General features: G+C 68.1%; 22 protein-coding genes. 9 read left to right on the top strand and 13 right to left on the bottom strand.

Annotated features, from left to right (window positions below):
• Positions 1-49: 49 nt before the first annotated feature.
• Together BMZ83_RS01095 and BMZ83_RS01090 are read left to right on the top strand one after the other, a co-directional pair.
• Positions 50-487, top strand: a complete 438-nt coding sequence (locus BMZ83_RS01095; RefSeq protein WP_074874748.1) for a hypothetical protein — start codon at positions 50-52, stop codon at positions 485-487.
• Positions 488-581: 94 nt separating this feature from the next.
• Positions 582-1,103, top strand: a complete 522-nt coding sequence (locus BMZ83_RS01090; RefSeq protein WP_074874746.1) for a GNAT family N-acetyltransferase — start codon at positions 582-584, stop codon at positions 1,101-1,103.
• Between the two features lie 672 nt (positions 1,104-1,775).
• Here the strand turns inward: BMZ83_RS01090 and BMZ83_RS01085 are convergent.
• Entirely contained in the window at positions 1,776-3,176 is a 1,401-nt protein-coding gene (locus BMZ83_RS01085) for an FAD-dependent oxidoreductase (protein ID WP_074874744.1), read from the bottom strand.
• 183 nt (positions 3,177-3,359) lie between these two features.
• Here BMZ83_RS01085 and BMZ83_RS01080 point away from each other — a divergent pair, with 183 nt between their 5' ends.
• Both BMZ83_RS01080 and BMZ83_RS16155 read left to right on the top strand, forming a co-directional pair.
• Entirely contained in the window at positions 3,360-3,908 is a 549-nt protein-coding gene (locus tag BMZ83_RS01080; protein ID WP_074874742.1) for a DUF1684 domain-containing protein, read from the top strand.
• A 443-nt stretch (positions 3,909-4,351) separates the two neighbouring features.
• Positions 4,352-4,528, top strand: a complete 177-nt coding sequence (locus BMZ83_RS16155) for a multidrug transporter (protein WP_143076867.1) — start codon at positions 4,352-4,354, stop codon at positions 4,526-4,528.
• 78 nt (positions 4,529-4,606) lie between these two features.
• On the opposite strand, the gene rpl12p is transcribed toward BMZ83_RS16155, so the two are convergent.
• The 3 genes from rpl12p to BMZ83_RS01065 are packed head-to-tail and all read right to left on the bottom strand — an operon-like array spanning position 4,607 to position 6,651.
• Positions 4,607-4,945, bottom strand: a complete 339-nt coding sequence (gene rpl12p / locus BMZ83_RS01075; protein ID WP_074874740.1) for a 50S ribosomal protein P1 — start codon at positions 4,943-4,945, stop codon at positions 4,607-4,609.
• A gap of 9 nt (positions 4,946-4,954) precedes the next feature.
• Entirely contained in the window at positions 4,955-6,016 is a 1,062-nt protein-coding gene (locus BMZ83_RS01070) for a 50S ribosomal protein L10 (RefSeq protein ID WP_074874738.1), read from the bottom strand.
• Positions 6,013-6,651, bottom strand: a complete 639-nt coding sequence (locus tag BMZ83_RS01065) for a 50S ribosomal protein L1 (protein ID WP_074874736.1) — start codon at positions 6,649-6,651, stop codon at positions 6,013-6,015. The genes BMZ83_RS01070 and BMZ83_RS01065 overlap by 4 nt, the downstream gene beginning before the upstream one ends.
• A 250-nt stretch (positions 6,652-6,901) precedes the next feature.
• Here BMZ83_RS01065 and priS point away from each other — a divergent pair, with 250 nt between their 5' ends.
• Positions 6,902-8,077 (top strand): DNA primase small subunit PriS, encoded by a 1,176-nt coding sequence (gene priS, locus BMZ83_RS01060; RefSeq protein WP_074874734.1) that lies wholly within the window; start codon positions 6,902-6,904, stop codon positions 8,075-8,077.
• A gap of 46 nt (positions 8,078-8,123) precedes the next feature.
• Positions 8,124-8,978 carry a DNA replication complex subunit Gins51 gene (locus tag BMZ83_RS01055; RefSeq protein WP_074874732.1) on the top strand — a complete coding sequence of 285 codons (855 nt, stop codon included), beginning with the start codon at positions 8,124-8,126 and terminating at the stop codon, positions 8,976-8,978.
• A 22-nt stretch (positions 8,979-9,000) separates the two neighbouring features.
• Here BMZ83_RS01055 and epsC read toward each other — a convergent pair whose 3' ends face one another.
• A complete protein-coding gene (gene epsC / locus BMZ83_RS01050; protein ID WP_074874730.1) occupies positions 9,001-9,870 on the bottom strand; it encodes a serine O-acetyltransferase EpsC in 870 nt (289 codons plus the stop codon).
• Positions 9,871-9,989: 119 nt separating this feature from the next.
• Here epsC and bcp point away from each other — a divergent pair, with 119 nt between their 5' ends.
• Entirely contained in the window at positions 9,990-10,451 is a 462-nt protein-coding gene (gene bcp, locus BMZ83_RS01045; protein WP_074874728.1) for a thioredoxin-dependent thiol peroxidase, read from the top strand.
• 13 nt (positions 10,452-10,464) lie between these two features.
• Here bcp and BMZ83_RS01040 read toward each other — a convergent pair whose 3' ends face one another.
• From BMZ83_RS01040 to BMZ83_RS01020, 5 genes are all read right to left on the bottom strand, one after another.
• On the bottom strand, positions 10,465-11,421 hold the full coding sequence (locus BMZ83_RS01040; RefSeq protein WP_074874726.1) for a DMT family transporter: 957 nt from the start codon (positions 11,419-11,421) through the stop codon (positions 10,465-10,467).
• A gap of 60 nt (positions 11,422-11,481) precedes the next feature.
• Positions 11,482-11,706 (bottom strand): hypothetical protein, encoded by a 225-nt coding sequence (locus tag BMZ83_RS01035; RefSeq protein ID WP_074874724.1) that lies wholly within the window; start codon positions 11,704-11,706, stop codon positions 11,482-11,484.
• A gap of 44 nt (positions 11,707-11,750) precedes the next feature.
• Positions 11,751-12,797, bottom strand: coding sequence for a geranylfarnesyl diphosphate synthase (idsA3, locus tag BMZ83_RS01030; protein WP_074874722.1), 1,047 nt, complete (start codon positions 12,795-12,797; stop codon positions 11,751-11,753).
• Between the two features lie 2 nt (positions 12,798-12,799).
• A complete protein-coding gene (locus BMZ83_RS01025) occupies positions 12,800-14,146 on the bottom strand; it encodes a ribonuclease J (protein WP_074874720.1) in 1,347 nt (448 codons plus the stop codon).
• 255 nt (positions 14,147-14,401) lie between these two features.
• On the bottom strand, positions 14,402-15,496 hold the full coding sequence (locus BMZ83_RS01020) for a DUF63 family protein (RefSeq protein ID WP_074874718.1): 1,095 nt from the start codon (positions 15,494-15,496) through the stop codon (positions 14,402-14,404).
• A gap of 85 nt (positions 15,497-15,581) precedes the next feature.
• Here BMZ83_RS01020 and BMZ83_RS01015 point away from each other — a divergent pair, with 85 nt between their 5' ends.
• Positions 15,582-15,950 carry a hypothetical protein gene (locus BMZ83_RS01015; protein WP_074874715.1) on the top strand — a complete coding sequence of 123 codons (369 nt, stop codon included), beginning with the start codon at positions 15,582-15,584 and terminating at the stop codon, positions 15,948-15,950.
• 15 nt (positions 15,951-15,965) lie between these two features.
• On the opposite strand, the gene BMZ83_RS01010 is transcribed toward BMZ83_RS01015, so the two are convergent.
• Both BMZ83_RS01010 and BMZ83_RS01005 read right to left on the bottom strand, forming a co-directional pair.
• A complete protein-coding gene (locus tag BMZ83_RS01010; protein WP_074874713.1) occupies positions 15,966-16,415 on the bottom strand; it encodes an Lrp/AsnC family transcriptional regulator in 450 nt (149 codons plus the stop codon).
• A 66-nt stretch (positions 16,416-16,481) separates the two neighbouring features.
• Positions 16,482-17,288, bottom strand: coding sequence for an inositol monophosphatase family protein (locus BMZ83_RS01005; protein WP_074874710.1), 807 nt, complete (start codon positions 17,286-17,288; stop codon positions 16,482-16,484).
• Between the two features lie 193 nt (positions 17,289-17,481).
• Here BMZ83_RS01005 and BMZ83_RS01000 point away from each other — a divergent pair, with 193 nt between their 5' ends.
• Entirely contained in the window at positions 17,482-18,642 is a 1,161-nt protein-coding gene (locus BMZ83_RS01000; RefSeq protein WP_074874708.1) for a CBS domain-containing protein, read from the top strand.
• A 271-nt stretch (positions 18,643-18,913) separates the two neighbouring features.
• On the opposite strand, the gene radB is transcribed toward BMZ83_RS01000, so the two are convergent.
• Positions 18,914-19,612 (bottom strand): DNA repair and recombination protein RadB, encoded by a 699-nt coding sequence (gene radB / locus BMZ83_RS00995; RefSeq protein ID WP_074874706.1) that lies wholly within the window; start codon positions 19,610-19,612, stop codon positions 18,914-18,916.
• Positions 19,613-19,657 lie beyond the last annotated feature (45 nt).

Genomic DNA, 19,657 nt, shown 5'->3' with positions numbered 1-19,657 from the left:
GTTCCGGGACCCCACAGACGGAATCGAGGAGCGATACGAGCATGGCGGTGTGGCTCACGATGCCGCCGGTATCGTCGATCGCCGGCACTCCCACGCCGGCGAGACGCTCCAAGCGGTGATCGTCTACGACGGCGAGAGCCACCGCGACCTCTACCGGCGGGAGGACGTGGGCGATCTCCACGGCTCAGAACTGGAGACGGAAGTGCTGGAGGAGATCCGAGCCGGTCGCCAACGCCGGGAAAGCACGCTCGCCGACCGCTACGAGGGAGCCACGGTCCGCGTCTTCGAGGCGCGGGTCTCGTTCCACTTCCCGCGCGACGACGGATCGGGGACCGTTGTCGTCCTCGACCCCGCCGCGGCACGGAACCTCGTCACGTTCGTCGACGACGTCCGGGGAGATATTTACGGGATTGACGACCGCCGTTGGAGAGCCACGTTCCTTGTTGGCCCGGTTGAAGCCCTCTTGGCCAGCCACGATCCGCGGTGAAGCAGCCGATAAGTTTGGTTGCACATCTACCGTTCCGGATGGTCTGTCTGTCAATTGGTCACCTTTTTTAATACCGTGTCTCGAGCGCAGTGATATGCAAGTACGCCGTATCGAACGGCAAGCCGACGTGGGAGGCATTATTAGGGTACACGGATCGGCGTGGCGAGAAGCGTACGATGGGTTGCTCCCTCCCGAGATCCTCCAAGACCAGACCATTACCCCAACCGAGGAGGACGTACAGCAGTGGCAGGAAGCGCTGCGTGAGAACCAGGAGGGTGTTCTGGTTGCCGCCGACGACGAGGGAGTCGTTCGAGGGTTCGTAGACGTTCGATGGGGTGATTCCGAGACGAAAGAGTTTGTCGGGGATGACGAAGCCGGTTTGAAGGCGATCTATGTGGATCCGGATTGGTGGGGAGAAGGGACCGGTACAGCCCTACTTGAACGAGGGCTGGAGATTCTTCCCGAGTCGATTGATACAGTACGACTTGAAACGTTTGCGGAAAACGACATCGCAAGTCAGTTCTACGAGTCAAAGGGGTTCGAACGGACGGACGTGGGAGAGTACGATATTGCGGGACGTTCGTATTCGACGATCGTCTACGCGCTTCAACTGTAACCTGCACTTCTCGAGAGTAGCGCACACCCTTGTCACGGTATGAAGAACGATCAGGAGGGGGAATTTGCGTATCCGGGGAAACGCGGCTCCGTTTAGCAAATATCACGGGACCGGATTACTCTTCAGCCTGTTCTAACTGGTCGATACGCTCGTTCAGCCTTTCGATAGCTGCCGCCAGTTCCGCGATCTCTGAATCGACGGGTCGTTCGTTCGGCTGAGCTTGGCTGTGCTGGGGCCAGTTTCCGTGGGGATGCACCTGACACCAGGGACAGTGGCGGTGGGGTGGCATACATTTGCGGTTTGTTACCGATTACCAATAAAGAACCGATGGATTCTTACATCGTGGGAATACGTCAGAAGTGCGGAGTGGACGAGCTGGACTTACCGATTCTCTCCAAGTCGATCAACAGCTGAAAACTTCAACGGAGCCTCCTCGTTCAGTCGTCGTAGGTGTGGAAGTCGACCGCCTGTTCGAGGAGTTCGTCCGGGATGCCCGGCACTTCCTCGGACCGGCCCCACCTCGACGCGCGGACGGACCAACGCGTTCCACGTCCGCGCCGACACGGACGACGATGACGCCGTCATGCTCGTCCGCCCGTTCGGGACGAACCTGCTTCTGGCCGGTGAGGGCTCCGAGGGGATGCTCCGTCGGGCGGCCACCGAGGACGTCGCCTATTCGAGTTTTCCCTCCAGGACCTTCGCGGCGGTGAGAACCGGATCCCACACCGGGCTGAACGGGGGCGCGTACGCCAGATCGAGGTAGGAGAGCTGGTGAGCCGTCATCTCGGTGTGCAGCGCCGCGGCGACCGTGTCGATCCGCTTGGCGACGCCCTCACGGCCGACCATGCTCGCCCCCAGGACGCGACCGCTCTCGCGGTCCCCGAGCATCGTGATCTCGATCTCGGACCCGCCGGGGTAGTAGTGGGCGCGCGAGCGCGTGGTGATCGTCACCGAGGCGGGATCGAAGCCGGCCTCGCGGGCCCGCTCCGCGTCGATCAGCCCGGTCCGGGCGACTTCGAGGTCGAAGGCCTTCACCGCGGCCGTGCCGACGATCTCGCCGACGGGCGTCGGGTCGCCGGCGAGCGTCCGGCCGATGGCGCGGCCGGCGCGGTTGGCGGTCAGCGCGAGGGGGACGTGATCGGGCTCGCCGGTCACGGCGTGGGTCGCCTCGGCGCAGTCACCGGCGGCGTAGACGTGCTCGTCGTTGGTTCGCCCGTACTCGTCGGTCGCGATCGCGCCCGTGTCGCCGAGTTCGATGCCCGCTTCTTCGGCGAGTTCCGTGTTCGGTGCGACGCCGACACCGACCAGGGCGAGGTCGACGGGGACGTCCGCGTCGCCGGCGGCGATGGCGGAGACGCGCTCGTCGCCACGGATCCCGTCGACCGCCGTGTCCAGATGCAGGTCGATCCCCTGCTCGCGGAGGTGATCCTCGACGGTGGCGGCCGCCTCGGCCCCGAACGGCTGGAGCGTGTGGGGCAACATTTCGAAGAGATGGACGTCGAGCCCGCGCTCGGCGAAGGCCTCGGCCATCTCGATGCCGACGTAGCCGCCGCCGATGATCCCGACCGACTCGGGGGACTCGGCGTCGGCGTAGTCCGCCGCCGCCTCGCGGGAGTCCACTGAGGGGGTCTCGACACCGAGCGCTTGCCTGATGTCGGCCCCCGCACCCATGCTGTGGAGGGTGAACACCCCCGCCTTGTCCATCCCGTCCAGCGGGGGCTCGACGGCGCGGGCCCCCGTCGCGACCAGCAGGTCGCTGTAGGACTGCTCGAACTCGCCGTCGGGGCCGTCGACGGTCACCGTCCGGGCCCCGCGGTCGATGGCCGTCACCTCGTGGTTCGTCCGGAGGTCGATCCCGCGCTCCTCGACGAACTCCTCGGGCGTCACCGAGACGAGGTCCTCCAGCGTCTCGACTGCGCCCTTCACGTAGTAGGGCAGGCCACACGCGCCGTAGGAGACCCACTCGCCGCGCTCGAACACGACGACCTCCCGGTCGGGCGCGTCACGTTTGAACTTGCTCGCAGCACTCATCCCTGCCGCGTCACCGCCGACCACGACTACTGGTGCTGTCATACGAGAGGCTACGACCGCACCGCTAATAAAGTATTGTGATTATTTCACAATAGTAATGGAGAGCGGCTCCGCAGCTCGTACCGAGAATCCTTACGACTCGATCCAATAGAGAGGGTCAAAAATCAGTTTCACACGGTGTCCCGGGCGACGCACTTTTTCGTATATAGCACAAAACCGTAGTGCATGGACCGCGCCCAGGACTGGATCGACGACATCGAGGCACAGCGACGCCAGAAAGACCGGTATTTCGGTGAGGACCCGCGGTCACCGATCCCCGAGGACGAGCGGGCGGCGTTCGACGGGCTGAACTACTACCCGGTCGACCCGGACTACCGGTTCGAGGTGGAGTTCGACGCCTACGACGACCCCGAACTGGTCGTCGTCGGAACCAGCACTGACGGCGAACAGGAGTATCTCGCGTGGGGGGAGTTCACCGTCGATCTCGACGGTGAACCGGTCACCGTGACTGCCTACAAGGGTGATCCTGAGGAGGATCGGCTCTGGGTGCCGTTCCGGGACGCGACCAGCGGCGAGGAGACCTACGGCGCGGGCCGGTACATCGACCTCGAACCCGACCACCACCGGACCGACGCGGGAACGTGGGTCCTCGATTTCAACGAGGCGTACAACCCGACCTGTGCGTACTCCGACCGGTACGAGTGTCCGCTTCCGCCGATGGAGAACTGGCTGGACGTCCCGATCGAAGCCGGTGAAAAGAACTCCGAGCACTGAGGGCGCGAGACGACGGCCGTTGCGTCCGCCTCACGCAACGCATCGTACCGCTGTCGACCAGTTCGTCCGTTCACTCCCGTCGGCGAATCAGCCCATGGCTCCTAACGAACGGACAATCCCTCCGGGATACCCCCATCGGAATCCCGGGGAGAGAGATCACCGGATCTCGGATCCTGGTGCACCTAACTGGGTCGAAAGCTCCTCAATCGACGCGATCTCCGTGAGATAGCCGGCGAGGAGGAGAGCGTATCAGGTGCTGGGGAGCACGTGTACTCGATCCGGTCGAGTCGTGGCTACCGCGTCGCACTCGTGATCAACCGACCACGGATCGAGGCGGGTGATCCCCCTTCGGGGCATCACCCGGACAGGACTTCCGAACGCTAACTCCGGAGCGGTCGCGCCGTCCTGTGAACCTATCCGTCACGAGCCCGAAACCCACAGCCATGCCCGGACGCTCCAGTACCGCTCCCGGTCTGTGGCTGCTCGGCCTCGTCGTCGCCGTCGTCGCGCTCGTCGGCACGACACAGCTCGGCTGGGAGTTCGGCGGGTTCGACGATCCAGTCCCGATCGCCATCGGCGTCGCCTGCGCGGTGCTGGCGGCGATCGCGTGGCTTCGCTAACTCCGAGCAGCGTCGCCACTCCCCGGTCGGCGTCGAAAGAAAACGGCACTGTCGGAGCGGTCGAGAGCGGAGAGCCGGTTAACCGAACAGCTCGCCGAGGCCTTCGCCGCCGTCCTCTTCTTCCTCGTCGTCCTCTTCCTCGGCCTCGGCCTCCTCCTCGTCGGCCTCGTCCGCTTCCTCGTCGGCCTCGGCGTCGCCCTCGCTGGCGCCGCCGGCGGCCGCACCGCCCGCGGCGGGCGCAGCGGCAGCCGTCTCGATAGCGTCCTCGATGTCGACGTCCTCCAGCGCGGCCACGAGGGCCTTGACGCGGGACTCCTCGACGTCGACGCCGGCGGCTTCGAGCACCGCCGTGACGTTCTCCTCGTTGATCTCCTCGCCCGATTCGTTCAGCGTGAGTGCAGCGTAAACGTATTCCATTGTACTGAGTTACCCGAACATCTCGCCGAGCCCTTCGCCGCCGTCGCTCTCGTCGTCGTCGGAGTCGTCCGCCGGCTCGGAGTCGTCGGCGTCCTCGGCGTCCGTTGCTTCGTCGTCCTGTGCGTCCTCCTCGTCGGTCTCCTCGTCGGTCTCCTCGGCCGCTGCCGGCGCTTCGACGCCCTGCAGCTCCTCGGGGAGCGCCTCCTGATCGTCGATCTGGGCCGCCAGCGCACGCAGCTGTGCGTCCGCCTTGCCGATCAGGTCGGGAGCGAGCTCCTCGTTGACGATCGTCGCCTCGAGGCCGACGGACTTGGCCTCGCCGGCCGCCTTCGCGAGCAGCGTGCCCGCGTTCCCGGCGGTCGGGTAGGCCGCGTTGACCGAGAGGTTGCGGGCGGCCGCGGCGGCAGCCTGCACGTCCTCGCGGTACTCGTCGACGTCGATGGCGAGCTCGTCGGGCTCGAACAGCACGCCGTCGGCGTAGACGGCGCGCAGGTCGAGGCCGACCTCCTTGGGCTCGATACCCATCTCGGCGAGCACGTTCGCCAGGTCCTGGTCGACGACCTCGCCGGCCTCGAGCACCTTCGAGTCCTCGGTGACCTTGATCGAGCCCTCCATGATCCGCGCGGACGCGCCGATCGACTGGAGTTCGCCCACGAACGGGCCGGGGTCGATCCCGGTGTCACCCTCGGGGATGACGATGTCGTTGGGCGCGGTCTCGCCGGCGCCGATCGGCGCCGGGGTCTTCGAGGCTTCGAGCTCCTTGAACAGCCCGAACGGGTTGTCGTTCGTGCCGACGAAGGCGACCTCGCCGGCGATCTCGGCGGCGAGCTGTTCGAGGCCCTCGTCGACCTGCTCGACGGCGCGGGTCATGAGCGTGTTGCGGCTCATGCGCACCTCGGCGGTGCCGTGGAGCCCGCGGCGCATGCTCTGGAGCTGTCGCGAGGGGATGCCCGTGACGCCGACGACGCCGACGGCGTCGTAGCGCTCGAGGAAGTCGACGAGCTCGTCGACCTCCGCCTGCTTCCACTCGGGAACCGTCTCGGTCTTGCGGACGTCCTGAGCTTCGCTCATGCGGGCACCTCCACGGCCGGCCCCATCGTCGTCTTCACGAAGATGGAGTCGATGTTGAGGGGCCCCTTCTCGAGGTCAGCCTCGAGCCGTCGGACGATCACGTCGATGTTGTTCGAGACATCCTCGGGCGTCATGTCCTGGGCACCGACGCGAGTGTGGAACGTCCGGCGGTCGCCGGAGCGGATCTGAACGGTGTTCTTCATCCGTTCGATCGTCTCCACGACGTCGTCGTCGGGCTGGAGCGGGGTCGGCATCTTCCCTCGCGGACCGAGCACGGTCCCGAGGTAGCGGCCGATGTCTTGCATCATCGCGGCCTCCGCGATGAAGAAATCCGTGTCGTCGGCGAGGTCTTTGGCCTCGTCGTCGTCGTCGCCGAGGTCCTCGAGCTCGTCGGGGCCGAGCACCTCGTCGGCGACGTCCTCCGCACGAACGGCGGTCTCACCGGTCGCGAAGACGACGATACGGGTCTCCTGTCCGGTACCGGACGGGAGAACGACACTTTCGTCGACCCGGTTGGACGGGTCGTTCAGGTCGATGTCGCGCAGGTTAATCGCGAGGTCGACCGTCTCGGTGAAGTTCCGAGCCGGGGCGTCCTCGAGTGCGCGGGATACTGCTTCCTCTATTGAATCTGCCATCTTTCACCTCCGTAGTACGCGTAGGCGGCTCCTACGGGTGAGTGAAACAGGCTACGCCTGTCTCGTCGGAGAAGACGGCGATGCTAGACTTAAAGCCGTCGAACTGGAGAGCCGTCGAAACCCCCGGACTGCGCCGTCTCGGACCCTGTGACCGCGTCCCGTGGGGCGGCGTCGACGACAGCTCGGGGGAGGCCGGAGCGCGCGACCGACAGCAAGGCCTAAACCCCGAACTGCACAAGCGGGCACAGAGATGGAGGACCGCACGCGCAACTACCTCCGGGGGCGCTTCGGCGACTACTACGCCGACGCCGAGCTCTCGGTCCCGCCAGTGCCCGACGCCCGCGAGTGGGGTCACATCCCCTACACCGAGAGCGCGGGGACGACGATGGTGCGCCACCGCTCGCTGCTCGACATGGGCGGGGACGCCAAGTCGATCCGGGAGTTCCTCGAACGCGAGGCGCCCCGACACGCCTACTTCTCGGCGGCGCGCTACGACGACCCCGGCGCCCGGCAGATGGCCGAGAAGGGCTGGCGCGGTGCGGACCTCGTGTTCGACTTGGACGCCGACCACCTCCCCGGCGTCGACGAGGACGAAGCCAGCTACGCCGAGATGCTTTCGGCCTGCAAGGACGCCCTGCAACGCCTGCTCGACCTGCTCCGGGACGACTTCGGCTTCGCGAACGACGACCTGCTGATCGTCTTCTCCGGCGGCCGGGGCTACCACGTCCACGTGCGCAACGACGCGCTGCTCGAACTCGACAGCGAGGCGCGCCGCGAGGTCGTCGACTACCTTCGCGCGGTCGACCTCGACCGCGACGACCTGATCCGCACGGTCTCCCACGGCGGCACGACCCGCCGCGAACTCAAGACCGGCGGCGGGTGGGGCCGCCGGGTCCACCGCGAACTCGTCGAGTTCGTCGCCGAACTGCGGGAGATGGACGAGGACGACGCGACGGACGAACTCACCGCGTTCGACGGGATCGGCGACGGCCGCGCGGGGACCATCCTCGACGCCGTCGAGCGCAACCCCGGCGCGATCCGCGACGGGAACGTCGAGGCCGGCGGCCCCGGCCTCCGGAAGCTGGTCGAAGCACTGACCGCACGGGTGATCCAGAACGAGACCGCGCCCATCGACGAGCCGGTCACGACCGACGTGCGCCGGCTGATCCGCCTGCCCGGGACGCTCCACGGCGGCACGGGGTTCGTCGTGAAACCGATAGCTCCGGACGACCTCGACGCGTTCGATCCCCTGGAGGACGGGGTCGCCGACCGCTTCCGCGGCCAGCGGATCATGGTGAACGTCACCGAGCCGGGACCGGTCGACGTTGGCGCCGAAACAGCTATGGACCCCGGTCCGCAATCAGTTGAAGAGTACGTCGGCGTGTTCCTCATGGCGAGGGGACGCGCCGAGAAAGCCACAGAGTAGTCGAACAGGCCCGCAGCCCCCCGGTACACGCGCGAACACACCACACATGGACATCGACGAACTCCAAACCGTCCAGAGCAAGGAGCGCCAGAAGGACAGCCTCCAGCACCTGCGGGATTCGTTCTACGAGGACGTGGCCGCCTACATCGACGAGCTGAAACAGGAGCGCAAGCGCGTCGCCGACGAGACCGACGACCCGTTCTCGGACCCGGAGGTCTCCCGGCTCACCGACGACATCGAGCGCGCGGAGGACGTCGTCGAGGCCATCTACGAGCGCCGGGTCGGCAAGGTCGTGAAGATGGCCTCCTTCGCGGCCGCGGACATGCCCGTCGAGGAGGAGGGGCTGACTACCCAGGAGCGTGACCTGTTCGAGGACATGGTCGGCCGCATCGGCGAGAACCGCTCGCGGGTGCTCGACATCCTCGCCGGCGAGGGCGACAGCGCGCCCGCGTCGTCCGGCGGTGCCCCCGGCACCCGGCCCGAGCAGACCGAGTCGACGGCGACCGACGAGCCGTCCCCGACGAGCGACGACCGGAACCCTCCCTCCCGCGACGAGCCGGCAGTCGGCACCGGCACGACGGCGGCCGACTCGCCCGCCGCCGCGCCCGACGAGCCGGACGACGTTCCCCCGGCGCCGCCCCGCGACGCCGAGGAGGCGCCGTCGCCGCCCGAGGAGGCGGCGGATCCGCGCTCCGACGGCGGGGTTACGGCCGACACCCGGTCGACCGGCGGCGAGGAGGCCGACGCGGACCGAACGACCGTCCGCGTCACCGAGGACGTGGGCCGACTGCTCGGCGTCGACGACCGCGAGTACGAACTCAGGAGCGAGGACGTGGTCTCGCTGCCCGAGGACAACGCCGAGGCGTTGCTCCAGCGCGAGGCCGCCGAGGAACTCTGGTAGCGAGGGCCACCCCGCCGGGGACTCACCCGTTCGGTTTCCGTTCCTGTTCGGGGTGTTCGGCGACGAACACGCTCGTGTCGTCCGGGACGTCCTCCGTCACCCACGAGTTCGCGCCGATGCTCACGTGGTCGCCCACCGAGACCGTTCCGAGCACGTTGCTCCCGGCGCCGATCACGACGTGGTCGCCGATGTCCGGGTGGCGCTTGTACCCTTTCGCCAGCATGTGTTCCTCCCCCTCCTCCGCCTCGAAGTGCAGCGCGCCGAGGGTGACGTTCTGGTAGATCCGGACCCAGTCGCCGACCGTCGCCGTCTCGCCGATCACCGTCCCGGTCCCGTGATCGACGAAGAAGTACTCCCCGATCTCCGCACCGGGGTGGATGTCGATCCCCGTCTCCGACTTCGAGTACTCGGCGAGCTCGCGGGCGTAACCGACGCATCCCTGCTCGTAGAGTCCGTGAGCGACGCGATGTGTGAGGATCGCGTGGAACCCCGGGTACGACCGGATGATCTCGCAGTACCGCGTCGCCGCCGGGTCGCCCTTGTACGCGGCCTCGGCGTCCCGCTTCAGCGTCCGCCTGACCGCCGGGAGCCGGTCGAGCGTCTCGTCGACGATCGCGGTCGCCGACGCCTCTCCCCCCGAGTAGGCCTCGATCCCCCGGCGGAGACGGCGCCCCAGCTCGGTCAGCAGGTCGCGCGTCGCTCGCGGGTCGTCCAGCAGCTCGTCCCCGTTCCAGCACCGCGGGAACAGGAGTCGCTTGAGCAGCGGGGGCTCCTCGCGGAGGGAGTCCCGGGGCGGGTAGTCCGCCGGCGCGCCCGTCGGGAACGGGGACTCGTCCGCGCGGTACGATTCGACGAGGGCCGTGTGTGCGTCACCGTCGTACTCGTAAGCCATTTCGTACACCCCTTCGTGGAGCCGCGTAATCCCTTTAGTGGCTCCCCCGATCGGTGAGCGTGCGCGTTCACGCCGCTGGTAGCGGAAAGCGTTAGTCCCCGCCGACCACACGTTAGCCCATGCTCGAACCCGGCGACGACGCACCCCAGTTCTCGCTCCCGAACCAGGACGGCGACGACGTGTCGCTCGACGGCCTCCCCGGCGAGCACGCGGTGGTCTACTTCTACCCCCGTGCGGACACCCCCGGCTGTACAACCGAGGCCTGCTCGTTCCGCGACGACTGGGACGCCTACGAGGACGCCGGCGTCTCGGTCGTCGGGATCAGCGACGACCCCGTCGAGGACCTCGCCGACTTCCGCGAGAAGTACGACCTCCCGTTCGACCTGCTCTCCGACGAGGACGGCGAAGTGTCGGCGGCGTACGACTCCTACGGCGAGAAGAACGTCTTCGGCAACGAGGTGACGGGCGTGTTCCGCAACACGTTCGTCGTCGACGACGACGGGGAGATCGTCGCCGTCTACGAGGGTGTCGACCCCGAGAACCACGCCGACGAGATCCTCGGCGATCTCGATCTGGCCTGAGTCCGTCGACGGGTCAGGCGCGAAGCGTCCGGAGTTCTTCCGCGACGACGGTCCGGTTCAGAACGAGGAAGCCGGCGAGGATACAGACGAACCCGGCGATCGCCAGCGGCGGCAACTGTTCGTCAAGCAGCGCCCACCCGGTGACTGACGCGACCGCGGGGACCGCATAGCTCACGAGGTTGGCGGTGAACGGCCCCCGGCGGCGCATCAGCGTGAAGTAGGCGCCGTAGCCCACCGAGCTCGCGACGACGCCGACGTAGCCGACGGCGACCCACGTCCAGGTCCCCGAGGGGAGCATCACCGACTCCCCGATCCCAAGGCTCGCGGCGTGGAGCATGAGCGCGCCCAGCGCCATCGCCCAGCCCGTGGTCGGGAGGCTCGCCATCGGCGCGTCGACCCGACGCAGCAGCACGCTGCCCGCGGCGACGGCGATAACCGCACAGAACACCAGCAGCGCGCCCAGCCCGTCGGGACCGAACAGCGCGAAGGCGCCGTCGAGGACGGCGGGCGCGCCAGCCGGCGGCTCGGCAACGGCGGTCGGCGAGGGGCGCGCGATCAGCACGACGCCGAGCAGCCCGAGCACGATCCCGACGGCGTCACGGGGGCCGAGCCCGCCACCCGAGAGCAGTACGGCGGCGAAGCCGACGGTCAGCACGGGGTTGAGGCTGTACACCACCGACGCGATCGAGCCGGAGGTGTAGAGCTGGCCGAAGAACAGGAAGAACACGTTGGCGAACACCAGCAGCGAGGCGGCGACGACGATCGCCCCCAAGTCGGCGCGGGTGGTCGGCCGGTCGAGACGCCCCAGCGCCGCGAGCGCGACGACCGTGACGGCGGCGCCGATGTCGAACCGGAAGGCCGCGAACAGGATCGGCGGGATCGTCTCCAGGCCGACCTCGATAGCCGAGAACCCCGCGCCCCACGCGATCGCGAGAACGACGAACAGGATCGCATCCTCGTAGCGAGACACGTCGGAACTCGTGGCGGGGACGGCTTGAGCGTGTTCATCGCGGCGCGAGCGGCGGGCGGGCTACCGCATGATCCGCTCGAACAGGGGGTCGACGTACTCCCACTTGGCGTCGACGACGAACGGCAGCGTGAACAGCGCGAGTACCGTGAGGCCGCTGATCACGTCTCCCGGCAGGCCGAACCGGGGGAGCGCCGAGCCGGCGAAGGCGCCCGTGTGGGCGCCGGCGATGACGAACAGCAGCGGGCGGACCGAGCGGCGACGGCGGTCGCTGGGCGTCGAATCCATACGTGCCCGTCGCCGGGGTCCGTAAAACCGATGCGGCTCGGGGGTCAGTAGCCCCGGTTGATCAGGTAGTCCGCCAGATCCGCGAGGAGGCGGCTCGCCTCGTTGTCCGGCAGCACGTCGAGGTGCTCCTTCGAGTTGGCGGTCAGCTCCTCGGCCTTCGAGCGGGCGTATTCGATGCTGCCCGCCTCCTCCAGCGTCGCCACGGCGTCGGCGACCTCCGTCTCGGTGAGGTCGTCGGCCGTCCCGGCGTCGACGAGGTTGTCCACGTCGACGCCCTGCTGACGGGCGTGCAGCGTGATCAGCGTCTCCTTCTCGCCGACGAGGTCCGAGCCGCGCTGCTTGCCCAGCTCCTCGCTGGGGACGGTGAGGTCGAGCACGTCGTCCTGAATCTGGAAGGCGCGCCCGGAGTCGATGCCGTACTGCCGGAGCGCCTCGATGGTCTCGTCGTCGGCGCCGAGCAGGATCGCGGGGATGGCCGCGGAGGCGCCGTAGAGCACCGCCGTCTTGAGTTCGACCATCTCCAGGTACTCCTCGGGGAGGACGCCCGAGCGGTTCTCGAACTCCACGTCGAGCGCCTGCCCCTCGCAGATCTCGGTGCAGGTTCGCGCGAGGCGGTTCGTGGCGGCGACGGAGAGTTCGGGCCGACTGCCCGTGTCGGTCATGAACTCGAACGCCTTGGCGTACAGCGTGTCGCCCGCGAGGATCGCGGTCTCCTCGTCGTACTCGCGGTGGACCGCCGGCACGCCCCGCCGGAGGTCGTCGTCGTCCATGATGTCGTCGTGGATCAGCGTGAACGACTGGATGACCTCGATGCTGACCGCGGCCCGCAGCAGGTCGACCTCGCCGTCGAACAGCGCGGGGAACTCGCGGTAGTCGGCGCTGCCGGGTTCAACGTCGGTCAGCGCCTCGCCGACCAGGAGGCAGACCGTCGGCCGCAGGCGCTTCCCGCCGGCGTCGAGGAGGTACCGTGAGGCCTCGTAGAGCCGTTCCGGATCCCGGATCGGGAGCTCCTCGGTGATAGCGTCGTTGACCCGCTCGCGGCGCTGTTTCACCGCGGCGAGCAGCCGTTCGACCGTCGCTTCGTCGCTCATCGTTACTCCGTGAGCTGGTGGACCTGCCCGTTGCGCGAGAGATGGATGTCCTCGCCGAGCGTGTACCCCTCGGAGGAAGCCAGGTCGACGTACTGCGCAGCGTTCTGGAGGTTCTGGTGGGCGGGGAACACGTGTTCGGGCTGGAGCGCGTCCAGCATCTGGTAGTGGCCCTCCTGGCTCAGGTGGCCCGAGACGTGGATCTCGTCGTAGATGTGCGCGCCCTGCATCCGGAGCAGCTGCTCGGACTGGTAGCGCTGGCCCTCGTTGGTCGGCTCCGGGATGACCCGGGCACTGAAGATGACCTTGTCGCCGTCCTCGATGTCGTAGGGCGTCTCGCCGCGGCCCATCCGGGTGAGCATCGCGCGGGGCTCGCCCTGGTGGCCGGTGACGATGGGGAGGTAGTTCTCCTTGCCCTCCTTCATGATCCGCTTGAACGTGCGGTCGACGGACTTGCGGTGGCCGTACATCCCGAGGTCGTCCGGGAAGTCGACGAAGCCGAGGCGCTCGGCCGTGCCGGAGTACTTCTCCATCGAGCGACCGAGCAGCACCGGCTCACGGCCGATCTCCTCGGCGAACTCGACGAGGCTCTTGACGCGGGCGATGTGGCTGGAGAACGTGGTGGCGACGATGCCGCCGTCGTAGTCCTTGATGCTCTCCATCACGTCGCGCAGGTGCTCACGAGCGACCCGCTCGGAGGGGGTGCGGCCCTTCTTCGACGCGTTGGTACAGTCCTCGATGTAGGCCAGCACGCCCTCGCCCTCGCGACCGATCTCGCGGAACCGCTCCATGTCGATCGGGTCGCCGATGACCGGCGTGTGGTCCATGCGCTTGTCCAGCCCGTATACCACGGCGCCCTCCGGCGTGTGGAGGACCGGGTTGATCGCGTCGATGATGGAGTGGGTGACGTTGACGAACTCGAGTTCGGTCTCGTCGCCGATCTGCATCGTCTCGCCCGCTTCCATCTTGATCAGGTCGTTGTCGACCTGGAACTTGGACTCGCTCTGGACCTGCTGTTTCACCAGTTCGATGGTGAAGGGGGCGCCGACGACGGGCGCGTCGTAGCGGTGAGCCAGCTTCGAGATGGCGCCGATGTGGTCGAGGTGGCCGTGCGTGGGCACGATGGCCTGCACGTCGCCCTCGATCTCGGACATGACCCGGTCGTCCGGGATGGCGCCCATGTCGATCAGGTCGAGGCTGTGCATCTGCTCGGTCTCGACGTTGTCGTGGATCAGGACCTTACTCAGGTTCAGGCCCATGTCGAAGATGACCACGTCCTGTCCCGCGCGGACCGCGGTACACTGTCTACCGACCTCTTCGTAGCCGCCGATTGTTGCGATTTCGACTTCCATGGTTGGATGCACTCAAAGCCACGTTGGTGGCGGTGTGCGTACTGAAACAGCCGCGAGTTCTGGGGGTCGTGGACCCCGGCGTCTTACAGCGCGTCGGTCACCGATCCCCGCAACGCCACACTGGCGTTTACCCGCGGGATGTTCTTACCCGTTCTTCTTGGCCAGGGGGTAAAAATGGCGCGGGTCGACGGTCGGGGTCGGCGGGGCGTGGTCGACGCCACCGCGTCGGCGCCCTCGACGCCGCCGGCCACCGCCTCAGACCCCGAACACCGAGCGCAGCAGGTCACGCGAGCCGGGGCCGAGCCCGACCGCGCTGACCGCGATCAACAGCAGCGTCGTGTACCGCGGCGTCTCCTCGACGAGTTCGGGTTCGAACACCCAGATCAGGAACGTCGCCGCCGCCATCTTCACCACGAGGAACGGCCACGCGGCGCCGAACAGGTCGACGATGAACCGGTTCGCGGGGTGTTTGGGCGTCAGGTTGTACGGCACGCCCAGCGCCATCAGGTAGTCGAGGCCGATCACGTTCGCGGCGCCGTCGACGGCATGGGCGACCAGCACCATCGCGCCGGCCAGGCCGGTCCCCTCGTTGATCTTCGGGGCGAACGTCTCGATGGCGTACCACGTCCCGGCGGCGGCGGCCGCGCTGAGCCCGACCATCGCGAGCAGCACCAGCGGGTAGAACGTCACCTGCGACTCGGTCGCCGCCAGCACCGAGAGGTACGCGACCGAGAGCAGGAACGCGGCACTCCCCATCGCCGCCAGCGGACGCACGTAGTCGTCGACGACGCCCCGTCGGGAGAGCCACAGCGCGAGGAGGACGCAGGCCACCGCGATCACGAAGATGGTGACGTAGATGATCGGGCTGATGAGCAGCGTGTTCAACGGGTAGTCGAACCAGCTGTCGCCGATCGCGTTGTGGGCGTCCTCGACGGTCCGGAGCGCGCCGCCGAGCAGCATGAACGGCACCATCGCCCAGAACAGCCCGCGGTCCTCGCCGATGTCCAGGTAGTCGAGCAGCAGCACGACGCCCGTGATCGTGATCAGCAGCGTGACGATGTAGCCGATCTCGCTGACCACCGTGTAGCCGGGTTCGGCGACGGGTTCGGCGGCCGCCTGGCAGGCCGACGTGCTGTAGAGGTACTCGACCGTGCTCCCGGGGCGGACCGCACAGACCGCGTTGTGGGCGTCGGCCTGCACCGGCCCCCAGAAGTAGTGCCAGATGAAGCCGTCGTACACCGTCTCGGGGAACAGGATCGAACCCCCGATGAGGGCAGCCAGAAGCGTCCCGACGACCGCGATCCAGGCTCGCGCCGGGTTCTCGTCGGCGCGCTCGCGGAGGGAGAACATACCCCAACAGCACACAGGGCGGGGCTTCAGGGTTGCGGTATCCCCGACCAGTAACGTTACCCCGGCCGCCGCCGCCAGCCTCGGTATGGTCTCGCCGACACCGATGTACGTCGCTGCCGGCGTCGCACTCGCCGCGCTCGTCGTCTTCGTCGCCTACCGGAAGGGGAAAGCCGACGGGATCCAGCAGGCCCAGCGAACCGCCTCCCGGGAGGCCCACGACGACGCGACCGAGCGCGAGCCGCCCGTCGACGTCGGGGATCGCGTCACGCTCGGCATCAAGGAGTTCAACGTCCACCACTCGGGCGAGCGAGTGGCGGTCTGCAAGCAGGAGGGGTTCGTCGTCTTCGTCGACGGCGTCCCCGACAGCGCCGACGTCGGCGACGTGATCGACGCCGAAGTCGTCTCGTTCGGTCCGGACCGCACCTCCGCGGAGGCGGAGTACGTCGGCAGCTGAACCTGGCCCGAGCGGTCAGATCGGGAGCCCCTCCGCCTCGTAATCGGTCCCGAGCACGACCATCGTCTGCGATCGCGTGAACCCCTCGGTGTCGGCGATGTGGTCGAACATCAGGTCCCGGAGCGCGTCGGTGTCCTCGGCGTGGAGTCGGACCATCACGTCCCACTGCCCCGTGGTGAGGTGAACCTCCTGCACCTCGGGGAGCCCGGCGAGGTGGGCGAGCGCCTCCTCCTCCCGGCCCTGTTCGGTCCGGAGGCCGACGAACGCGCTCACGCCGTAGCCGAGCGCCCGGGCGTCGACGTTGGCGTGGTACCCCTCGATGACGCCCGCGTCCTCCATGCGGTTCACCCGGTCGTGGACGGTCGCGCTGGACATGTCGATCCGGCGCGCCACCTCGCTGAAAGGGGTCCGGGCGTCCTCCTGGAGGATCCGGAGGATCTGCCGGTCCGTGTCGTCGAGTTCCATACCCGGAGGTGAGACGTGTGGCCTCTTTGGGTTTGCGACTGTGGCGGCGTCGACCGCGGGGTGGGTTCATCGGTCGGCGTCGATCTCCCGGGCCGCCGCCAGCATCTCGTCGTGGAGTTCCCCGTTCGAGACGACCAGCCCGCGGGCGTCGTGGCGCCACGGCTCGCCCCGGAGATCCGTCACCGTCCCGCCGGCCTGTCGCACGAGGTGGACCCCGGAAATCGTGTCCCAGGGCCTCGTCTGGACGTTGGTGATCACGCCCTCGACGGCGCCGGCGGCGACCATCGCGAGCGCGGCCTGTGCGCTGCCGGGCCGGCGGAGGTCCGCGAACCGGGAGACGATGGCCTCGCAGGCGCGGGCGTACTCGTCGCGGCGCTCGCGGGGCCACCAGACCGTCGGGACCACGGCGGCGCGCTCGGGGTCCGAGACCGTCGAGACCGAGATCTCGGCGCCGTTGCGGTACGCGGCCTCGCCGTCGGCGGTGTACACGTCGTCGAGCGCCGGCAGGACGTTACAGGCCGCGACTGGTTCGCCGCCGACGACGCAGGCGACGGCCGTCGCCCACGTCGTCAGCTCCCGGACGAAGCTGTTGGTGCCGTCGATCGGGTCGACGACCCACGCCGGCCCCGTCTCCGGCACCGACTTCAGCGCCTCGCCCTCCTCGCCGACGATCGGTTCCGCGGGATGGGCCGCGCGGATGGCCTCCTCGACCTCCCGCTGGGCCGCGCGGTCGGCCTCCGTCACCACGTCCGTCTTGCCGGCTTTCGTCTCGACGGCGACGCCGGTGCGGAAGAACTCCGCGGCGACCTCGCCGCCCGCGACCGCGGCGCTGCGGGCCAACGCGGCGCGATCGGTCGCTGCGTGTTCGTGCATGGTTCTCGGCATCCGTGAGCCAGCCCCAAGAACGCTCGGGTACGGATCCGGCAGCGACGCGCCGCCCGGCGGGCCGAGGCGTCGTCGGGGTTCGACCGATGTCGGCCGCGAGAGGGCGCTGAAGGTGGAAAGCCCGGGCGCTGGGACGCGGCGGCAACCTTCAAGGCACCTCCGGGAGAACGATTAGGTGTCTATGGACATCTCTGATATCGCCGTCAAGGAGTTCGTCGAGGTCGACGCCGACACCCGTGTCGCGAAGGTTCGGTCGCTGTTCGATCGGGAGAACCCGAAGGGGATCGTCGTCATGGACGACGGCGAGTGCATCGGCGTCATCCGCGAGAAACAGCTGATCCAGTCCCACGTCGAGGACGACACCAAGGCGGAGGCGATCGTCCGCTCCTCCCGCAGCGGCGGCAGCCCGCCGAACGTGCGACGCTACGACGACGTCCGCGAAGTCTCGCGCGTGCTCGTCGAGGGTGACGTGAAGATCGCGCCCGTCTACGAGGGCGACAACCTCTGGGGGGTCGTGACCGCCGACGACATCCTGCACGCGGTTCACGAGAACCTCGCGGCGATCACGGTCGGCGAGATCGCCTCCGAGTCCGTCGTCACCGTAACCGAGGACGACCACGTCGGGAGGGCGATCAACCGCCTGCGGGAGAACGGTATCTCCCGGCTCCCGGTCACCAACGAGAACGAGGAGCTCACCGGGATCATCAGCACCAACGACATCGTCGACTTCGCGGTCCGTGACGAGGAGCGACAGGGCTCCAAGGACCGCCGGGGGGAACTCGACCGGATGCTCGACATCCCCGCGTACGACCTGATGTCGAGTCCGGTCCAGACGATCACCTCGGGCGAGACCGTCGACGAGGCGGTGTCGGTCATGTTCGAGAACGGCATCTCCGGGCTGGTCGTGACGGCGACGCCCGACGGCTCCGAGATCGAGGGGGTCATCACCAAGACCGACGTGCTGCGTGCGCTGACCCACACCGAGGAGGAGTCGATGGACGTCCAGATCACGAACGTCAACCTGCTGGACGTGCTCACGCGGGAGGACATCGTCGACGACATCACCAGCGTCGCCGACAAGTTCCAGGAGATGAACGTGCTCCACGCCCACGTTCGCTTCACCCAGCACAAGGAGAAGCTCCGTGGCACGCCGCTGCTGCGGTGTCAGATCCGCCTGCGCACCACGCAGGGGCAGGTCGCCGGCTCCGGCGAGGGCTACGGCGCCGAGCACGCCTTCCACGTCGCGCTCGACCGGCTGGAGCGCAACGTGCTCGAACTCAAGGGCGTGAAGGCCGACGAGGAGTACCGCGGGCAGCTGCTCCGGAAGCTGAACGAGCTGTAGAACCGCGACCTTTTGCTGCGGTCGGCGCCTTCGGCGCTTCCCTGGCAAAATCTCGACCAAAAGCCTCCTCACTCCCGACGGTCGTTCGTCGGCCTGCTCGCTCACTTCGCTCGCTCGCAGTACTTGCCCGCCCTAGCAGCGTATCCACGACTGAACCGCGCGATTTTTCGGGCTGTTGCTACTCTGGTGGCAGCGTTCCCCTCTCACTGCCGGCTACATCGCCGGCGAGATCGGCCCGGCTAGCGGTACCGTTTGACGGAAAAGAGCCGGTCTAGAACTCCTCGGTCGACTCGAGCCCGCCCTCCGCGATCCGGAACGTCGCCGTCTCGCCGGTCGCTTTCGAGCGGTGTTTCTCCAGCCCGGCCCGGCGGTTGCCGCCACGGAACCGCTCCAGGCGGAGGACGACGCCGGTCCAGTGCTCCAGCGTGTTGCCGCCCAGCCCCCGGGTCCGGTCGGCGTCCGGATCGCGGAACACCTGGTTGGTGATGACGACCGCGAGGTCGTGTTTGCGGGCCAGCGAGAGCAGGTGGGTGACCTGGCTGGCGACCTTCCGCAGCGACTCGCCGCCGGCGTCGTCGCCGGCGCGTTCGAGCCGGTAGAACCCCGTCGCGGAGTCGAGGACGATCAGGTCCGCGGTCTCGGCGAGCTCGGCGGCGTCCCGGACGGCCTCGGACTGCTCCTCGAAGTCGTGGGCCTCGGAGACGACGATGCGGGAGGCGACCTCCTCGAAGTCGGCGTCGCCCGCGGTCTTGCCGTCGACGATCTGGCGGAACCGGTCGATCGAGAGCCCCTCGGTGTCGATGTACAGCGCGCGGCCGCCGTCGACGGCCGCCTCGACGGCCGCCGCGAGCGCGAGGTTGGTCTTCCCCGCGGCGGGTTCGCCGTACACCTGCGTGACGGTGCCGCGCTCGAAGCCGCCGCCGAGCAGGTCGTCGATGGGTCCACAGCCGGTGGGGACGGGGTCGCTCATTACGAACGGTTTACGCGGGGTGGTACGAAAGCGCTCGGGAGTCCT

Origin of the sequence: Halolamina pelagica (assembly GCF_900115675.1) — an archaeon.
Classification (GTDB): Archaea; Halobacteriota; Halobacteria; order Halobacteriales; family Haloferacaceae; genus Halolamina; species Halolamina pelagica.
This window is presented reverse-complemented; position numbering and strand designations above follow the sequence as displayed.